Origin of the sequence: Devosia sp., from assembly GCF_036676215.1 — a bacterium.
Taxonomy (GTDB): Bacteria; Pseudomonadota; Alphaproteobacteria; order Rhizobiales; family Devosiaceae; genus Devosia.
Genome location: NZ_JAKFDJ010000186.1, coordinates 1 through 16,103 on the forward strand (window position 1 = coordinate 1; position 16,103 = coordinate 16,103).

A 16,103-nucleotide genomic window follows, 5' to 3' on the forward strand; every position below is an offset into this window, starting at 1 on the left:
CCTGCGTTTGACTGCGTGTCAGCGCGATTTCACACACGAGGCAGGCTTTTCGGGCGTTCCGAAAATCCATCCGGTGACGGGAGACCGTCGCAAGGCCTCGTGGCGGCATCAACCGGTAAACAAGGAGCAGCCATCATGGCACTGCCCGATTTTTCTATGCGTCAACTGCTTGAAGCAGGCGTCCACTTCGGTCACCAGAAGCATCGCTGGAACCCCAAGATGGAGCGCTACATCTTCGGCGTTCGCAACGACATCCACATTCTCGATCTGAGCCAGACCGTGCCGGCCCTGAGCCGTGCGCTGCAGCTCGTCAGCGACACCGTTGCTGACGGCGGCCGCGTGTTGTTCGTCGGCACCAAGCGCCAGGCCGCGCCGCTGGTGGCCGAGGCTGCCAAGCAGTCGGCCCAGTATTTCGTCAATTCCCGCTGGCTCGGCGGCACGCTGACCAACTGGCAGACCATCTCGAACTCGATCTCGCGCCTGCGCGAACTCGAGTCGATGAGCGAAGACGCACTCGCTTTGCGCACCAAGAAGGAGCGCCTGATGATGAGCCGCGAACAGGAACGCCTCGAGCGCGACCTGGGCGGCATCAAGGACATGGGCAACCTGCCTTCGCTCCTGTTCGTCATCGACACCAACAAGGAAGCCAACGCGATCAAGGAAGCCCGTCGCCTGGGTATTCCGGTCGTCGCTATCGTTGACACCAATTGCGATCCCGACACGGTCGATTACCCGATCCCGGGCAATGACGACGCGTCGCGCGCTCTCGAGCTCTATGTGTCGCTGATCTCCAAGGCTGCCATCGACGGCATCGGCCGCTCGTCGTCGGCTCTCGGCGCCGATCTCGGTGCTTCCGATCGCGCGCCGGCTGAAGAGTTGCCGACCGACGAAGCTCCGACCGCCGCCGCCAGCTAAGCGCGTATCGCATTCATACTGATTTGAACCACGCGGCCCCTTGAATGGGGTCGCCAAGAGGTGAACCCATGGAAATCACTGCAGGAATGGTCAAGCAGCTCCGTGACTCGACCGGCGTCGGGATGATGGACTGCAAGAAGGCCCTGGCCGAAACCAATGGCGACATGGAAGCCGCTGTCGACTGGCTGCGCACGCGAGGCCTCGCCAAGGCTGCCAAGAAGGCCGACCGCGTTGCGGCCGAAGGCCTGGTTGGCGTTGCTACCAGCGGCACCAAGGCTTCCGTCGTCGAAGTGAACTCGGAAACCGACTTCGTTGCCCGCAACGAGCAGTTCCAGGCGATCGTCGGCAATGTCGCCAAGCTGGCCCTCGACGCCGATGGCGACGTGGTCAAGCTCGGCGAAATGCCGTTCCCCGGTTCGGGCCATTCGGTTTCGGCCGAACTGACCGAAGCCATCGCCAAGATCGGCGAGAACATGAACCTGCGCCGCACCGAAGTGGTGTCGGTCAGCAATGGCGTGGTGGAAAGCTATGTCCACAATGCCGTCAAGGGTGGCCTCGGCCGCATGGGCATCCTGGTGGCTCTTGAGTCGACCGGCGACAAGGCTGCGCTGAGTGCCCTTGGCAAGCAGTTGGCCATGCACATCGCGGCGACCAACCCGCTGTCGATCGATCCGGAAGACCTGGACCAGGCCGTTGTCGCCCGCGAGCGCGCCATCATCCTCGAGCAGGTCAAGGAATCGGGCAAGTCGGCCGAGATCGCCGAAAAGATGGTCGATGGCCGCATGCGCAAGTACTTTGAGGAAGTCACGCTCCTGGCGCAGACCTTCGTGATCGATGGCGAGACCAAGGTCGGCGTCGCGATCAAGAATGCGGAAAAGGACGTTGGCGCCCCGATCAAGCTGACCCGCTTCGTGCGCTACGCGCTGGGCGAGGGCATCGAGAAGGTCGAGACCGACTTTGCTGCCGAAGTCGCTGCCACCGCCGGCGTGAAGAGCAACGACAACGAACCGGCTAAGTAGGCCGATTGCGGGCGGGCCTACGGGCCCGTTCGCCGCTCTCCTGTTGCGGCCTTGATTTGGCCGGGATCGAGCGCAAAACCCTGCCGTAGTTTTATTTCCAATGGTATGGCGCCTTCTTTTGGAGGCGTTTTTGCCATAGGGTCTGCCGGGTGCCGCCGGATTCGGGCCCCGCTTCATTTTCTCAAGAGGGGTTTGCCGATGGCGCCTGCCTATAAACGCATTCTCCTCAAGGTTTCGGGCGAGGCGCTGGCGGGAGACAACTCCTTCGGTATTGAACCGCCTTTTCTGCAGGCCGTGGCCAAGCAGATCGCCGATGTCGCCAATAGCGGCGTCGAGATCGCCATCGTGGTGGGCGGCGGCAACATTTTCCGTGGCATGGCCGGCGCCGCCGATGGCACAGATCGCGTGACCGCGGACATGATGGGCATGCTCGGGACCATGATCAATGCGCTGGCCCTCAGCAATGCCATTTCCCGCCAGGGCGCCAAGTCCATGCCCTACAGCGCCGTGTCCATGCCCTCGGTCGCCGACACCTTCACCGCGCGCGACGCCAAGCTGGCGCTCGAGGATGGCTTCGTGGTCGTGCTGGGCGGAGGCATCGGCAATCCGTTCTTCACCACCGATACCGCCTCGACCCTGCGGGCGATCGAGCTGGAATGCGACGTGGTGCTGAAAGGGACCAAGGTCGACGGGGTCTATTCGGCTGACCCGATGACGAACCCCGATGCCACGCGCTATGACACCGTCAGCTATGACGAAGTCATCAGCAAGAATCTGCGCGTGATGGATACTGCGGCATTTGCCCTTGCCCGCGACAACAGCATGCCGATAATCGTATATGCGCTGGACGACGCGGCGGGCCTTGCCGGTGTGCTGGCAGGGACTACCCGCTTTACGCGCGTCGGCAAGCTGATCTAGCCTAGAAGGACGATAAGATGGCCTACAATCTCGCCGAACTCAAAACCCGCATGCAGAAGTCGATCACGTCGCTGCGTGACGAACTTGCCGGACTGCGCACGGGTCGTGCCAGCGCCAGCCTGCTGGAGCCGGTGATGGTGGAGGCCTATGGTTCGCGCACGCCGCTGAGCCAACTCGCCACGGTGACCGTGCCGGAACCGCGTATGCTGAGCGTGCAGGTTTGGGATCGTTCGCTGGCCATGGTGGTTGAAAAGGCCATTCGCGACAGCGGTCTGGGCCTCAACCCGATGGGGGAGGGACAGGTGATCCGCGTGCCGCTGCCCGAGCTCAACGAAGAGCGCCGCCGCGATCTGTCCAAGGTTGCGCATAATTATGCCGAGGCCGCTCGTGTCGCGGTGCGCCACATCCGTCGCGACGGCATGGACACGCTGAAGAAGGCCGAGAAGGATGGCGATCTGAGCCAGGACGATGCGCGCGTGCAGGCGGACCTGGTGCAGAAGGCAACCGACGCCGCGGTCACGGAAATCGACCAGGTGGTAGCGGCCAAAGAAGCGGAAATCATGCAGGTCTAAGTCGGCTGAGCTGCGCCGGAGGCGTAGATGTCCATCGATCCAGCCATCACAGCCGACCTTGAGCAGCGCCCGCGCTTGCGCATTCCAAACCACCTTGGCGTGATCATGGACGGCAATGGCCGCTGGGCCAAGGCGCGCGGCAAGCGCCGGACCGAGGGCCATATCGAAGGCGTCAAGGCGCTCCGCAACCTGGTCCAGCTCTGCATCAATTACGGTGTGGCGCACCTGACGGTGTTCAGCTTCTCATCCGAGAACTGGACGCGGCCGAAGGATGAGATATCGTTTATCTTCAATCTTTTGCGCCGGTTTGTTGCATCCGACCTTCAAAATCTTATCCGCAACAATGTGCAGGTCCGGATCATCGGCAGCCGGGACGGGCTCGAGCCCAGCCTGGTGCGGCTGATCGAGGATGTCGAGACCAAGACCGCCGGCAATAGCGGTCTGGTGCTCATTGTTGCCTTCAATTATGGCGGCAAGGCCGAGATCGCCGACGCCACGCGGCATATCGCCCGCGAGGTCGCCGCCGGTCGCCTGTCGCCCGAGGCGATCACCGAGGATACGATCGCCGGCGCGCTCTATACCGCCGGGCTGCCCGACCCCGACCTCATCATCCGGACCAGCGGCGAGCAGCGCATATCCAATTTCCTGCTTTGGCAGGCCGCTTATTCCGAATTCGTATTTGTCGACGAATACTGGCCCGATTTCGGCGAAGCCAGTTTCGTCAAAGTGCTCGAGACGTTCGCGCTGCGCGACCGGCGTTTTGGCGGGATCGAGGCGAAACAATCTTGAGCGATCAGGGCCATCACGTGCCAGAGCCTGCTCCAAGCCGTCGCCGTAGCTGGTCCGATCTCGGGCCGCGGCTGCTTTCGGCGGCGGTGTTGGTCGCCCTGACAGCTACGGCACTCTATGTCGGCAGCTATGTGTTTGCTGCCGTGGTCGGTGCCGTGTTCGCGGGCGCCTACCGCGAGTGGGAGACCATGGTCACCCGCGCGCCGCTGACCCCGGGCGGCATGGTACTCATTGGCCTGGTGGCTGTTTCGGGTCTGATCTACCCATTTTTGGGCCCGCTGGGAACGACTTCGGTCATTGCGGTGGCCTGTGCCGTGGCCATTGTCATGCGCGGCGAGGAAGCGCCGTGGCGCGTGCTGGGGCTGGTGATCTACGGTGCCATCATCGTGGCGGCGCTGGCCATGCGCGGGGATACGGTGGCGGGTGTGTGGGCCGGGGTCTATCTGGGTACGGTGGTGTGGATGACCGATTCGGCGGCCTTCTTTACCGGCCGGCAGATCGGTGGCGAAAAGCTGGCGCCCGATATCTCGCCGTCCAAGACCTGGTCGGGGGCGCTGGGCGGGCTGGCGCTGGGGACCGGGGCGGGGCTGCTGGTGTGGGTCCTGGCCACTGACTCGCCCTGGTGGATCGGCCTGGTGCTGTCGGCGACGATCAGCGTGCTGGGTCAGTTGGGCGATCTCAGCGAGAGCGCGGTCAAGCGGCATTTCCGGATCAAGGACAGCGGCGATATCATCCCTGGCCATGGTGGCCTGATGGATCGGCTCGACAGCCTCACATTCGGCATTTTGTTCGTGTTGCTGGTGGGGGCACTCCATGCGGGATACGGCTCGGTCGCCGAAGGTCTGCTCTACTGGTAGCGCCGCGGGTGCCACGCCGCCCGCATAAGCAGGGAACACCATGTTCGAATTCATCTACTGGCTGCTGTCCTACGTGGTGCCGTTTCTGGCGGTACTGACGGCCATCGTATTCGTGCACGAGATGGGGCATTACCTCGTGGCCCGGTGGAACGGCGTGGCCATCCAGACCTTCTCCATCGGCTTCGGGCGTGAGTTGATCGGTTGGGACGACAAGCAGGGAACGCGCTGGCGCATCTCGGCCATTCCGCTGGGCGGCTATGTGCGCTTTGTGGGCGATTTGAACGCGGCCAGCGTGCCGGATGCCGATGCGGTGGCCAATGCCGACCCCGATCTGGCGCCGAGACTGTTTGCCAACAAGAATGTCTGGCGGCGGATCGCCGTCGTTGCGGCAGGACCGATCGCCAATGTCATCCTGACCTTCGTCATCCTCTATGCATTGCTGCTGGGCTATGGCCGCTACACCATTCCCCCGGTTGTCGGTGAGGTTATCGCCGGTTCGGTCGCCGAGACGGCGGGCCTCGAGCCAGGCGATGTGATCGTCTCGGTGGATGGCTACGCGGTACGGGGCTTCGAGGATTTCCAGCGGCTGGTCGCGACCAGCCCGGCACGAGCGGTGACGATCGAATTGGACCGCGATGGCGGCGCCGAAACCATCGTGCTGGTGCCCGAAGTGGCCGAGGTGGAAGACCGCTTCGGCAACATGCAGAAGATCGGCAGAATCGGCGTGAGCCGGGACGTGGCCGAGACCGATGTGAGTCTCTATCGGCCGGGTCCGGTCGAGGCGGTCGGCATGACCGTCGAGGAGATTCGCTTCATCATCCAGCGGACGGCGGCGTTCCTCGGCGACTTCTTTGTCGGGCGTGGCGACGTCGAGCAATTGGGTGGACCGGTCAAGGTTGCCAAGGTTTCCGGGGAGGTGGCGACGCTGGGCATCATCGCGCTGATCAATCTGACGGCGCTGCTCTCGCTAAATATCGGAATTTTCAACCTTTTACCTGTGCCGATGCTCGACGGCGGCCATCTTCTGTACTATCTGATTGAAGCCGTCAGGGGGCGTCCGCTCAGCATGAAGATGCAGGAAATAGGGTTCCGATTCGGGTTTGCCCTGGTGCTTGCGCTCATGGTGTTCACGCTCTTTAACGATACGATCTTCGCGCACTTCGGAATCTTGCGTTAACGCGTTGTTAACCTTGGTTCGTAAGGTGTTGCAGGAATACAAGAGCACCAATCATTTGCTAACCGCGTCGAGGCTTGCGCCTTGTCCTTGGTTAAAAAGACGGTAAAACGGTGCAATGGAGTTAGCTTGGGGGAGCGCTGTGCATAGCGATTCTTTGGGCCTGGTCGCAGAAGGCAATAATAATATGATCCATCCCACCAAGCTGATGCGCGGCGCTTTTCTGGCGCTTGCGATTCTGGGTGCAGCACCGCTCGCCGGACCCAGCATTCCGCTTCTTGGCGTTGTCACTGCTCAGGCTCAGGAACAACTTGTCGGCTCTGTCCTGTTCGAGGGCAATCGGCGCTTCTCGGATTCCCAGCTTCTTGCCATGGTCGACGTGTCGGCCTCCGGCATCTACTCCCAGCAGCGCGTGGCCTCGGATATCGAAAGCATCCGGCAGGCCTATGACCGCGACGGGTTCCTTTCCGTTTCCGTGACGTCGCGCACCGAGGCAACCACCGACGGCCGCGTCCGCGTCATCTTCGTCGTCAATGAAGGCAATCGCGCGGGTATCGCTGCGATCAACTTCACCGGCAACAATGCCTTTGGTGGCAATAGCCTCAAGAGCACCATGCTCACCAAGGAAACCGGTCTGCTGAGCTGGCTGTTCAAGGATGACGGCTATGACGAGCAGAAGCTCGCCGTCGATCGCGAGCGGATCCGCCTCTATTACGCGAGCCGGGGTTACCCCGACGCGCAGGTCACCTCGGTCGGCGAATATGATGCGGCGCGCAATGCGTACTTCATCAACTTCACCATCAACGAGGGCCAGAAGTACGAATTCGCCAATGTTGGCATCGAGACCAGCATTACCGGCCTCAATACCGATGCTCTCAGGGGTACCGTGCAGACCGGCGAAGGCGGCAACTACTCCGTCACCGATCTGCAGGAGACGATCGAGGAAATGGCCTATGAGGCCACCGTGCAGGGCTATTCCTTCGTGGATGTCCGTGCTCGCCTTGACCGCGATGTTGCCAACGGCACGTTCAACGTGACCTATCTGGTCGATGAGGGTGCGCGCCTCTATGTCGAGCGCATCAACATCACCGGCAATACCAAGACCCGCGACTTCGTGATCCGTCGTGAGCTGGAATTTGCAGAAGGCGACGCCTTCAACCGTGCCCTGGTGGTTCGCGGCCGCAAGAACATCGACGCGCTTGGCTTCTTCTCGTCCGTCAATGTGACGACCGGGCCGGGCTCGGCAGCCGACCGCGTGGTGGTCAACATCGCCGTGACGGAAACGTCGACCGGTGAATATGGTGCCACTGCCGGTTACTCCACGCAGGACGGCATTCTGGGCGAAGTGTCGCTTACGGAGCGCAACTTCCTGGGTCGTGGTCAGTATCTGCGGGCTGCCATCGGTGCCTCGCAGTCCGGCCGTACCTTTGACTTTTCGTTCACCGAGCCGCGCTTCATGGGGCTCAAGGTGGCAACCGGCGTCGACGTTTATCATCGCATCGACGACGAAAACAGCGCCACAGTCTATGGTTCGCAGTCGACGGGCGGGCAGTTGCGTGCCGGCATGCCGCTGACCAGCGATCTCTCGGCCACCGTGTTTGTTGGCATGGAACGCAAGGTCATCAAGGATACCGATGCCCCGACGTCTGTACTGGTCACCAACGGCCAGGAATTCCACAAGGCCTTCGTTGGCTATACGCTGACCTGGAATGGCGTGGACGACGTCAAGAAGCCGACGGAAGGTCTCTTTGCCACCTTCACCCAGCAGTATGTCGGCTGGGATCATAGCCTGATCCGTAGCGAAGCTCGTGCCCGTTACTATGTGCCTCTGCTTGACGATAGCGGCATCGTTGGCAGCGTCCGCGGCCAGGCTGGTGTCATCAACGACCTGAGCGGCAACGGCGTTCATGCTGTGGAGGCCTTCTCGCCGGGTTCGCAGCTGATCCGTGGCTTTGAAGGTCGTGGTCTCGGGCCGCGCCTGACGAATGGCGAGTTCCTTGGTGCGGTGGCCTATGCTGGCGCCTCGGCGGAAATCCAGTTCCCGATCCCTGGCGTGCCGGAGAACTACGGCGTGTCCGGCGCGATCTGGGCCGATGCGGCCTGGGTCGATGGCGTCAACGTTCCGCGCCTCGGTGGCAACACCGTGGATCCGAACAGCATCGACGTGCCATGGCGCACTTCGATTGGTGCCTCGCTGATCTGGGACAGCCCGTTTGGCCCGCTGCGTGGCGACTTTGCCCATGTGCTGAACAAGTCGACCACTGACCGTACCCAGGTCTTCCAGTTGACGATGTCGACCTTGTTCTAGCCGCCGTGGCGTGAGACAGTTCATTGAGCCGCGGGGCGGTAGCGCCGCGGCTCAATGCTTTTTAAGTGACACTGACTGATGGTCGACACCCGCTTTCATCGCTTTGCCGGCCCGTTCACTATCGGCAGCATTCTCTCAGAGCTTAACCGACGCGACCTTCTGGCGGGGTTGACGGACGCGGACCTCGCCATATCCGGCGTTACCGAACTCGATCTGGCGGGGGCTGGCGACCTGGCCCTGGCGGCCCACCCCAGCTATGTCGAGGAACTGCGTGCCACATCCGCCGGCGCGGTCATCGTGCTACCGGCGCTGCGCGAAATGGTGCCTGGCCGCAGTATGGCTATTGTCAGCGATAAGCCGCACCAGTTGTTCGCCGACATGCTCGACCTTCTTTATCCCTCAAACACCCGCTCGATCATCGCGGCCGGCCGCGATGACCTGGGCGCGCCGGTATTCGAGCGCGATGTGCTGATTGGGTCCAATGTGGTGATCGGCCCGGGCGTGGAGATCGGTCGCGGCACAGTGGTCGGCGCCAATACCGTTATCGGGGCGGGCGTCACCATCGGCCGCAACTGCACCATCGCCGCCAATTGCACCATCGACTGCGCTCATATCGGCAATGAAGTGGTCATTCATTCAGGCGTCCGCATCGGCACCGAGGGATTCGGCTGGCTTGATTTTGGCCAGTCCAATCGCAAGGTGCCGCAGCTCGGCCGGGTGCTGGTGCAGGATCGGGTCGAGATCGGTGCCAATTCGACGGTTGATCGCGGCGCGCTTGGCGACACAATGATCGGCGAGGGCACCAAGATCGATAACCTCGTGCAGATCGGCCACAACTGCAAGATCGGCCGCAACTGCCTGATCGCGGCGATGAGCGGGTTGTCCGGCTCGACCGTGGTTGGCGACGGCGTGTTGATGGGCGGTGGAGTGGGAACCTCGGGTCACCTGACCATCGGGGCCGGCTCGGTGGTGCATGGCCGCGCCGCCGTTACCAAAAACTGGCCACCCGGCAGCAAACTTGCCGGCGCTCCGGCGCAGGATATAAGAGATTTTTGGCGCGAACTCGCTACGATGCGAAAACTTTCCAAGGGGGACAAGCGGGGATGACCGACAACGCACCAGTGAGCACCGAGCTCGGGGCAATGAGCATTGCCGAAATCCTCAAGAGTCTGCCGCACCGCTATCCTTTCCTGATGATCGACAAGATCATCAAGATCGACCGCGACGAGACCGCCGTCGGCATCAAGAATGTCACGTTCAACGAGCCGATCTTCCAGGGCCACTTTCCCGAGAATCCGATCTTCCCGGGCGTGCTGATCATCGAAGGCATGGCGCAGACGGCCGGCGCAATCGTCATCAAGCATGACGCGGGCGGCGGCAAGAAGAACATCGTGCTGATGCTGGGCGTTGACAAGGCCAAGTTCCGCAAGCCGGCAGGGCCGGGCGACACGATCGAGTTCCACATTGCCAAGATCCAGCGCCGCCGCAATGTCGGCCGCTATGAGGCCAAGGCGATCGTCGACGGCACGATCATCGCGGAAGCTGAAATCACCGCGATGATCATCGAGGCTAATTCGTGAGCGGACCCAGCGTTCACCCGACAGCGATTGTCGGCCCGCTGGCGCGCCTGGGCAATGGCGTCAAGATCGGTCCCTATTGCATCGTCGGCGACGATGTCGTGTTGCACGACAATGTCGAGCTGGTTTCGCATGTCTCCATCGACGGCAATACCGAGATTGGCGCCGGTACGCAGATCTATCCCTTCGCTTCGATTGGTCACAAGCCGCAGGATCTCAAATATCACGGGGAAGCGTCGCGCCTGATCATCGGTGAACGCTGCACGATCCGCGAGTCGGTGACGATCAATCCGGGGACGGAAGGTGGCGGCATGGTCACCCGGATCGGCAATGACTGCCTGATCATGGCCAGCGCGCATGTGGCACACGATGCGATTATCGGCAACAATGTCATCATGGCCAATTATGTGGGCATCGCCGGCCACTGCCAGATCGGCGACAATGTGATCTTTGGCGGCACCTGCGTCATTCATCAATTCACCCGTATCGGGTCGCATGCCTTTATTGGTGCGCACTCGATGGTCGATGGCGACGTGATCCCGTATGGCATGGCGGTGGGCAACCGCGCCTCGCTTACCGGGCTGAACCTGGTGGGGCTCAAGCGCCGCAAATTCGATCGCGAGGCGATCCACCGGCTTCGCGCCGCCTATCGGCTGATCTTTGCCAGCGAAGGCACCTTGCGTGAGCGCGTCGAGGATGCGGCCGAGTTGTTCAAGGACGATCACCTGGTGCAGGACGTGGTTTCCTTCATCGCCGCCGCGTCGGATCGCCCGATCCTGATGCCGCGCAACGGCCACTCCGCAGAGTAAATGGCCGGGCCAGGCGACCGGCTCAAGCTGTTCATCCTGGCCGGCGAGCCCTCGGGTGACCGCATCGCGGCGGACCTGGTTCGTCGGCTCAAGCAGCGCGTGCCCCTGGCCTTCAGCGGCGTCGGGGGCACTGAACTTCAGGCCGAGGGCCTCCATTCGCTCTTTCCCATGAGTGATCTGGCGGTGATGGGCATCAGCGACGTGCTGCTGCGCCTGCCGCTGCTGCTATGGCGGGTGGAGCAGACGGCGCGGGCCATCCGAAAAGCCAGGCCCGATATCGTGGTGCTGGTCGATTCCCAGGACTTTTCCAAGCTCGTAGCGCGCCGGCTGAAGATGTTCGGATTTGCCGGCAGCCTCATCCTCTATGTGGCTCCCTCGGTATGGGCGCGCGCGCCGCAACGCGCTGCCAAGCTCAAGCCGTTCTTTGCGGAGGTGCTGGCCGTGCTGCCATTCGAGCCGGCGGTGATGGAGCGCCTGGGCGGTCCGACGACCAGCTATGTCGGCCATCCCGCCCTTGGCGAGCGCCTGAGCCGGAACGCGCTAGAGCGGGGACCGCTGGTTCTGCTGCCGGGTAGCCGCGATGGCGAGTTGCGCCGGCACCTGGACTCGTTTCGACAGGTTGCCGAGCGTATCGCCGATCATCCTGCCGTCGATGGCATAGTCATTCCCACGCTGTCGTCATTGCATGATCGCATGGTGCGTGAAACGGCCGCTTGGGCTGTGCCGGTGCGCGTTGTGTCTGATCGGGCGGCGCGAGCCGATCTCTATCGGCAAGCGGTGTTGGCCCTTGCCGTTTCCGGCACTGTGACGCTGGAACTAGCCTTTGCGCAGGTGCCTGAAGTGGTGACCTATGTCCTCGACCCGCACCAGGCGCGGATTTATGCCAGGCACGGGCGGCCCCCGGTCGCGTTGCCCAACATTATCCTCGGCCGGCCGGCCGTGCCCGAACTGGTTCAGTCAGCCCCCGATAGCGAAGTCATGCTGGCCGCGGTGCGCGTGCTGCTGGATGACAAAAAAGCCCGCCAGGACCAGATTGCGGCCTTTGGCGAGCTTTCGAATCTTATGGAAACCGGCGAGGATCGCTTTCCCCGTCAGGACCCGGCGGACCGGGTCCTCGCACACTGGGATCAGCGGGCGTTGAGCGCCTCGTAGTCGCGCGCCGGGGCTCCATCATAAAGCTGGCGCGGCCGGCCGATCTTCTTCTGCGGGTCGCCGATCATTTCCTTCCACTGGCTGATCCAACCAACGGTACGGGCGACCGAGAACAGCACGGTGAACATCGAGGTGGGGAAGCCGATCGCCTCAAGGATGATGCCCGAGTAGAAATCGACGTTGGGGTAGAGCTTGCGTTCGATGAAATAGGGGTCCTCGAGCGCGATCTTCTCGAGTTCCTGGGCCACCTGCAGGGTCGGGTTGTTGTGCACGCCGAGCAGGTCGAGCACTTCCTTGGCCGTCTTCTGCATCACGGTCGCACGCGGATCGAAGTTCTTGTAGACGCGGTGACCGAAGCCCATCAGCTTGAAGCTGTCGCCCTTGTCCTTGGCGCGCGCGATGAACTCTGGAATGCGGTCGACTGTGCCGATTTCCTTGAGCATGTTGAGCGCCGCTTCGTTGGCGCCGCCATGGGCCGGACCCCAGAGGCAGGCAACGCCGGCGGCGATGCAAGCAAACGGGTTGGCGTCAGACGAACCAGCCAGGCGCACCGTCGAGGTCGAGGCATTCTGCTCGTGATCGGCATGCAGCGTGAAGATCAGGTCCATCGCCTTGGCAATGGTGGGATTAACCTGGAAGGGCTCGGCCGGGACCGAGAAGCACATGTGCAGGAAATTGGACGCGTAATCGAGGTCGTTGCGCGGATAGACGAAGGGCTGGCCGACCGAATATTTGTAGGCCATGGCGGCGATCGTCGGCATTTTGGCGATCATGCGGATCGAGGCGATCTCGCGCTGCTGCGGATCGGTGATATCGGTGGAGTCATGGTAGAAGGCGGCCATGGCGCCGACCACGCCGGTCATGATGGCCATGGGATGCGCGTCGCGACGGAAGCCGCGGTAGAAATAGTGCATCTGCTCATGCACCATGGTGTGGCGCGTAACCAGCTCGCTGAACTCTTCGAGCTGCGCCTTGTTGGGCAGTTCGCCGTAAAGCAGCAGATAGCAGACCTCGATATAGCTGCTTTTTTCGGAAAGCTGCTCAATGGGATAGCCGCGGTAAAGCAGCTGGCCCTTGTCGCCGTCGATATAGGTGATGGCGCTGTCGCACGCGGCCGTCGAGGTAAAGCCCGGATCGTAGGTAAACATTCCGGTTTTGGCGTAGAGCGATCTGATGTCGATGACATCCGGCCCCACGGATCCTGACAGCACCGGAAATTCGTGCGTCTGGTCCCCGATGACGAGTTTGGCGACTTTATCGGTCATTTAGCTCTCCTCGAAGGCCCCTTGTTCCAAACAGCAAGGTCGGTCGGGTGGGGCCGTGAACTGGGCAGTCGTGGCTGCTGTGGACAGGTATCAGCTTTTGCCCGCCCGAGGCAACCAATGGGTAAGCAAGGCTTACCCTCCTAATAGCACTAGACAGCGCCGATTTGATCCCCGAGACGAGCCATACTTTCATCTCGTCCGATGAGCACCATAACCTCGAAAATGCCTGGGGAAACCGTGCGTCCGGTGAGTGCGGCGCGCAGCGGTTGCGCCAGTTTTCCGAGCTTGAGTCCCTTGGCTTCTGCCAGCGTGCGCATGGCTGCGTCGATGGCCGGGACCGACCATTCGTTGAGGCCGTGTAGCGTTTCGGCCATGTCCTTGAGCACGGCTCGCGTGTCGGGGGTCAGCAGCACCGCTGCAGCCGCATCAATGGCAAGCGGACGTGTCGCATAGATGAACTGGGCCAAGTCGATCAGCTCCAGGACGGTCTTGGCGCGTGGCTGCAGTTCGGGCAGGGCGGCGAGCACCGTGTCCTTATTGGCATTGAGCCCGTCGACGTCCACCTGACGGCCGACTTCGGCGGCCGTGGCCAGCATGACGTCGTAGAGATAGGCCGGCGCGGCTTCGCGGATATAGTGGCCGTTGATATTCTCGAGCTTGACGAAGTCGAAGCGGGCAGCGCCCTTGTTGAGGCCTTCGAGGCTGAACCACTCGATCATCTGCTCGGTGGAGAAAATCTCGTCATCGCCATGGCTCCAGCCCAGGCGGGCGAGGTAATTGCGCAGGGCCTCGGGCAGATAGCCCAGCTGGCGGTAGGCCTCGACGCCCAGGGCGCCGTGGCGCTTGCTGAGCTTGGCGCCGTCCGGGCCGTGGATCAGCGGGATATGGGCCATCTCCGGTACGGTCCAGCCCATGGCGTTGTAGATGACGATCTGGCGGGCGGCATTGGTCAGGTGGTCGTCGCCACGGATGATATGGGTGACGCCCATGTCGTGGTCGTCCACCACCACGGCGTGCATATAGGTCGGCGTGCCGTCCGAGCGCAGGATGATGAAGTCATCCAGGTTCTCGGCCTTGAACACCACCTTGCCCTGCACGTGGTCGTCGACGACGATGTCGCCAGTCAGCGGCGCCTTGATGCGGATGACTGGCGCGACGCCCTCGGGCGCTTCCTTGGGGTCGCGGTCACGCCAATATCCGTTGTAGCGGGGCGGTTTTCCGGCGGCGCGGGCTTCCTCACGCATCTGGTCGAGTTCGGCGGGCGAGCAATAGCAATAGTAAGCGTGGCCCATCTTCACCAGTTCATGGGCGACTTCGGCATGGCGGGCGGCGCGGCCGAACTGGCTGATCGGCTCGCCTTCCCAATCCAGCCCCAGCCACTTCAGCCCGTCGACCAGCGCGACGACGGCGGCCTCGGTGGAGCGTTCGCGGTCGGTATCCTCGATACGCAGCAGCATCTTGCCGCCCTTGTTGCGGGCATAGGCCCAGCTGAAGAGCGCCGTGCGGGCGCCACCGATATGCAGATAGCCGGTGGGCGAGGGGGCGAAACGGGTAACGACCTGGGACATGAGACCGGAGTGCTTGGAGGATTTCGAGGCCGTGTGTAGCATAGAGCGGCACGAGCGCAAGGGCGGGGGCGAAGCGGGTGCAGGGGACCGAAACACTCGATCGCGACGCTGGCGCGGCTCCCGTGCCGGCGCAACAGCTTGCGCGACCATCGCTGCCGCAGCTGGCATCTCGGCAACCGGCGGGGCTGGTCCGGTCGCTTGATGACGCCGTTGCGGCCCGGCGGCTCTTTGTGCTGCTGCCGTTCATGATGATCGCCGGCCTCATCGGCTATGCGGCGCTGCCGTTCGAGCCGGAAGCCTGGGTGCTGATCGCGGTGGCAGCTGGCCTCGTGCTGGGTGTCGCGCTGTTGTGGCGGTCCGCCGCGTTACCGGCGATCGGGCTGGTAGCCACGTTCTGGGCGGGGTTCTGCCTGTTGCCGCTGCACGGAATGTGGCTTGGCACCGAGATGCTGGCGCGGCCCGCCTATGGACTGTTCGAGGCGCGGGTCGGTGAGATCGTCTCGGCCACCGAGGAGGCTCGGCGCGTTGTCGTTTCGGGGCTGGTTCCTGTCGATGGGGACCGGCCGGTCGACATCGCCAAGGCGCGGCTGGTGGTGCCGCCCACGCCAGCGCTGGCGCCGGGCGACGTCATCCGGGCCCGCATGCGGCTGGCGCCGGTGCCCGGGCCCATTCTGCCGGGGGCATTTGACGGCCAGTTCCACGCATATTTTGCCGGCATCGGTGCCTATGGCACGGTGACGGGGGATTTTGCGCTGGTCTCGACCGGCAGTGCCCTGGATGCCACGCGCGCCGTGGAAGGGCTGCGCATGGCGATTGGGGGGCGTATCGATGCGGTGCTCGATGGCGCTTCCGCCGCCATTGGCCGGGCCATGGTGGTTGGCGACCAGAGCGCCATCACTGACGAGACGCGGGAGGTGATGGCGGCTTCGGGTCTGGCGCATATCTATTCCATTTCCGGGCTGCATCTTTCCATCGTCGCCGGCGGTATCTTCTTTCTGCTGCGGTTCGGCCTTGCGTCCATTCCGGCAGTCGCCACGCGCTGGCCGGTCAAGAAGATCGCGGCCGCGACGGGCATTGTTGCTGCGCTGGGTTATCTGCTGCTGGCGGGCGGGCTGGCCAATGTGCCGGCTTTGCGCTCGACCATCATGCTGGCGCTGATCTTTGGCGCGGTGCTGGCGGG

Annotated in this window: 15 protein-coding genes; 13 read left to right on the top strand and 2 right to left on the bottom strand. The window is 62.8% G+C overall.

The window, feature by feature from the left end; genetic code table 11:
• Window positions 1–135 precede the first annotated feature (135 nt).
• The 12 genes from rpsB to V6M52_RS15235 all read left to right on the top strand — a co-directional run bounded on the left by rpsB (window position 136) and on the right by V6M52_RS15235 (window position 12,090).
• Window positions 136–915: a 30S ribosomal protein S2 gene (gene rpsB / locus V6M52_RS15180; protein WP_332692796.1), complete on the top strand. Its 780-nt coding sequence runs from the start codon at window positions 136–138 to the stop codon at window positions 913–915.
• 68 nt (window positions 916–983) lie between these two features.
• Window positions 984–1,934, top strand: a complete 951-nt coding sequence (gene tsf, locus V6M52_RS15185; RefSeq protein WP_332701626.1) for a translation elongation factor Ts — start codon at window positions 984–986, stop codon at window positions 1,932–1,934.
• Window positions 1,935–2,132: 198 nt separating this feature from the next.
• Window positions 2,133–2,852: a UMP kinase gene (gene pyrH / locus V6M52_RS15190; protein WP_442881872.1), complete on the top strand. Its 720-nt coding sequence runs from the start codon at window positions 2,133–2,135 to the stop codon at window positions 2,850–2,852.
• Window positions 2,853–2,869: 17 nt separating this feature from the next.
• Window positions 2,870–3,424 (top strand): ribosome recycling factor, encoded by a 555-nt coding sequence (frr, locus tag V6M52_RS15195; RefSeq protein ID WP_332690184.1) that lies wholly within the window; start codon window positions 2,870–2,872, stop codon window positions 3,422–3,424.
• A gap of 27 nt (window positions 3,425–3,451) precedes the next feature.
• Entirely contained in the window at window positions 3,452–4,213 is a 762-nt protein-coding gene (locus tag V6M52_RS15200) for an isoprenyl transferase (protein WP_332690181.1), read from the top strand.
• Window positions 4,210–5,070 carry a phosphatidate cytidylyltransferase gene (locus tag V6M52_RS15205; RefSeq protein WP_332690178.1) on the top strand — a complete coding sequence of 287 codons (861 nt, stop codon included), beginning with the start codon at window positions 4,210–4,212 and terminating at the stop codon, window positions 5,068–5,070. The genes V6M52_RS15200 and V6M52_RS15205 overlap by 4 nt, the downstream gene beginning before the upstream one ends.
• Window positions 5,071–5,110: 40 nt before the next feature.
• Window positions 5,111–6,247, top strand: a complete 1,137-nt coding sequence (rseP, locus tag V6M52_RS15210; protein WP_332690175.1) for an RIP metalloprotease RseP — start codon at window positions 5,111–5,113, stop codon at window positions 6,245–6,247.
• A 184-nt stretch (window positions 6,248–6,431) separates the two neighbouring features.
• Window positions 6,432–8,552 carry an outer membrane protein assembly factor BamA gene (gene bamA / locus V6M52_RS15215; protein WP_332701627.1) on the top strand — a complete coding sequence of 707 codons (2,121 nt, stop codon included), beginning with the start codon at window positions 6,432–6,434 and terminating at the stop codon, window positions 8,550–8,552.
• Window positions 8,553–8,630: 78 nt separating this feature from the next.
• The gene (gene lpxD / locus V6M52_RS15220; RefSeq protein ID WP_332690169.1) at window positions 8,631–9,659 is read left to right on the top strand and encodes a UDP-3-O-(3-hydroxymyristoyl)glucosamine N-acyltransferase; all 1,029 of its coding nucleotides are present in this window, start codon (window positions 8,631–8,633) and stop codon (window positions 9,657–9,659) included.
• Entirely contained in the window at window positions 9,656–10,132 is a 477-nt protein-coding gene (gene fabZ / locus V6M52_RS15225) for a 3-hydroxyacyl-ACP dehydratase FabZ (RefSeq protein ID WP_332690167.1), read from the top strand. Before lpxD ends, fabZ begins: the two co-directional genes overlap by 4 nt.
• Window positions 10,129–10,938 carry an acyl-ACP--UDP-N-acetylglucosamine O-acyltransferase gene (gene lpxA, locus V6M52_RS15230; protein ID WP_332690164.1) on the top strand — a complete coding sequence of 270 codons (810 nt, stop codon included), beginning with the start codon at window positions 10,129–10,131 and terminating at the stop codon, window positions 10,936–10,938. Before fabZ ends, lpxA begins: the two co-directional genes overlap by 4 nt.
• Window positions 10,939–12,090, top strand: coding sequence for a lipid-A-disaccharide synthase (locus V6M52_RS15235; RefSeq protein ID WP_332701628.1), 1,152 nt, complete (start codon window positions 10,939–10,941; stop codon window positions 12,088–12,090).
• On the opposite strand, the gene gltA is transcribed toward V6M52_RS15235, so the two are convergent.
• Complete coding sequence (gene gltA, locus V6M52_RS15240) at window positions 12,066–13,355, bottom strand: citrate synthase (RefSeq protein WP_332701629.1); 1,290 nt, start codon at window positions 13,353–13,355, stop codon at window positions 12,066–12,068. The genes V6M52_RS15235 and gltA overlap by 25 nt on opposite strands.
• Before the next feature lie 149 nt (window positions 13,356–13,504).
• The gene (gene gltX / locus V6M52_RS15245; RefSeq protein ID WP_442881873.1) at window positions 13,505–14,923 is read right to left on the bottom strand and encodes a glutamate--tRNA ligase; all 1,419 of its coding nucleotides are present in this window, start codon (window positions 14,921–14,923) and stop codon (window positions 13,505–13,507) included.
• A 77-nt stretch (window positions 14,924–15,000) separates the two neighbouring features.
• On the opposite strand from gltX, the gene V6M52_RS15250 reads away from it, so the two are divergent.
• A partial coding sequence (locus V6M52_RS15250; protein WP_332701630.1) for a ComEC/Rec2 family competence protein occupies window positions 15,001–16,103 on the top strand: 1,103 nt, incomplete at its 3' end.

What these genes read in the sequence shown, in the direction of transcription:
- tsf (WP_332701626.1), top strand. Translation starts at nt 984, where the DNA reads ATGGAAATCACTGCAGGAATGGTCAAGCAGCTCCGTGACTCGACCGGC.
- gltA (WP_332701629.1), bottom strand. Translation starts at nt 13,355, where the DNA reads ATGACCGATAAAGTCGCCAAACTCGTCATCGGGGACCAGACGCACGAA.
- bamA (WP_332701627.1), top strand. Translation starts at nt 6,432, where the DNA reads ATGATCCATCCCACCAAGCTGATGCGCGGCGCTTTTCTGGCGCTTGCG.
- fabZ (WP_332690167.1), top strand. Translation starts at nt 9,656, where the DNA reads ATGACCGACAACGCACCAGTGAGCACCGAGCTCGGGGCAATGAGCATT.
- gltX (WP_442881873.1), bottom strand. Translation starts at nt 14,923, where the DNA reads ATGTCCCAGGTCGTTACCCGTTTCGCCCCCTCGCCCACCGGCTATCTG.
- rseP (WP_332690175.1), top strand. Translation starts at nt 5,111, where the DNA reads ATGTTCGAATTCATCTACTGGCTGCTGTCCTACGTGGTGCCGTTTCTG.
- rpsB (WP_332692796.1), top strand. Translation starts at nt 136, where the DNA reads ATGGCACTGCCCGATTTTTCTATGCGTCAACTGCTTGAAGCAGGCGTC.
- pyrH (WP_442881872.1), top strand. Translation starts at nt 2,133, where the DNA reads ATGGCGCCTGCCTATAAACGCATTCTCCTCAAGGTTTCGGGCGAGGCG.
- frr (WP_332690184.1), top strand. Translation starts at nt 2,870, where the DNA reads ATGGCCTACAATCTCGCCGAACTCAAAACCCGCATGCAGAAGTCGATC.
- lpxD (WP_332690169.1), top strand. Translation starts at nt 8,631, where the DNA reads ATGGTCGACACCCGCTTTCATCGCTTTGCCGGCCCGTTCACTATCGGC.
- V6M52_RS15200 (WP_332690181.1), top strand. Translation starts at nt 3,452, where the DNA reads ATGTCCATCGATCCAGCCATCACAGCCGACCTTGAGCAGCGCCCGCGC.
- V6M52_RS15235 (WP_332701628.1), top strand. Translation starts at nt 10,939, where the DNA reads ATGGCCGGGCCAGGCGACCGGCTCAAGCTGTTCATCCTGGCCGGCGAG.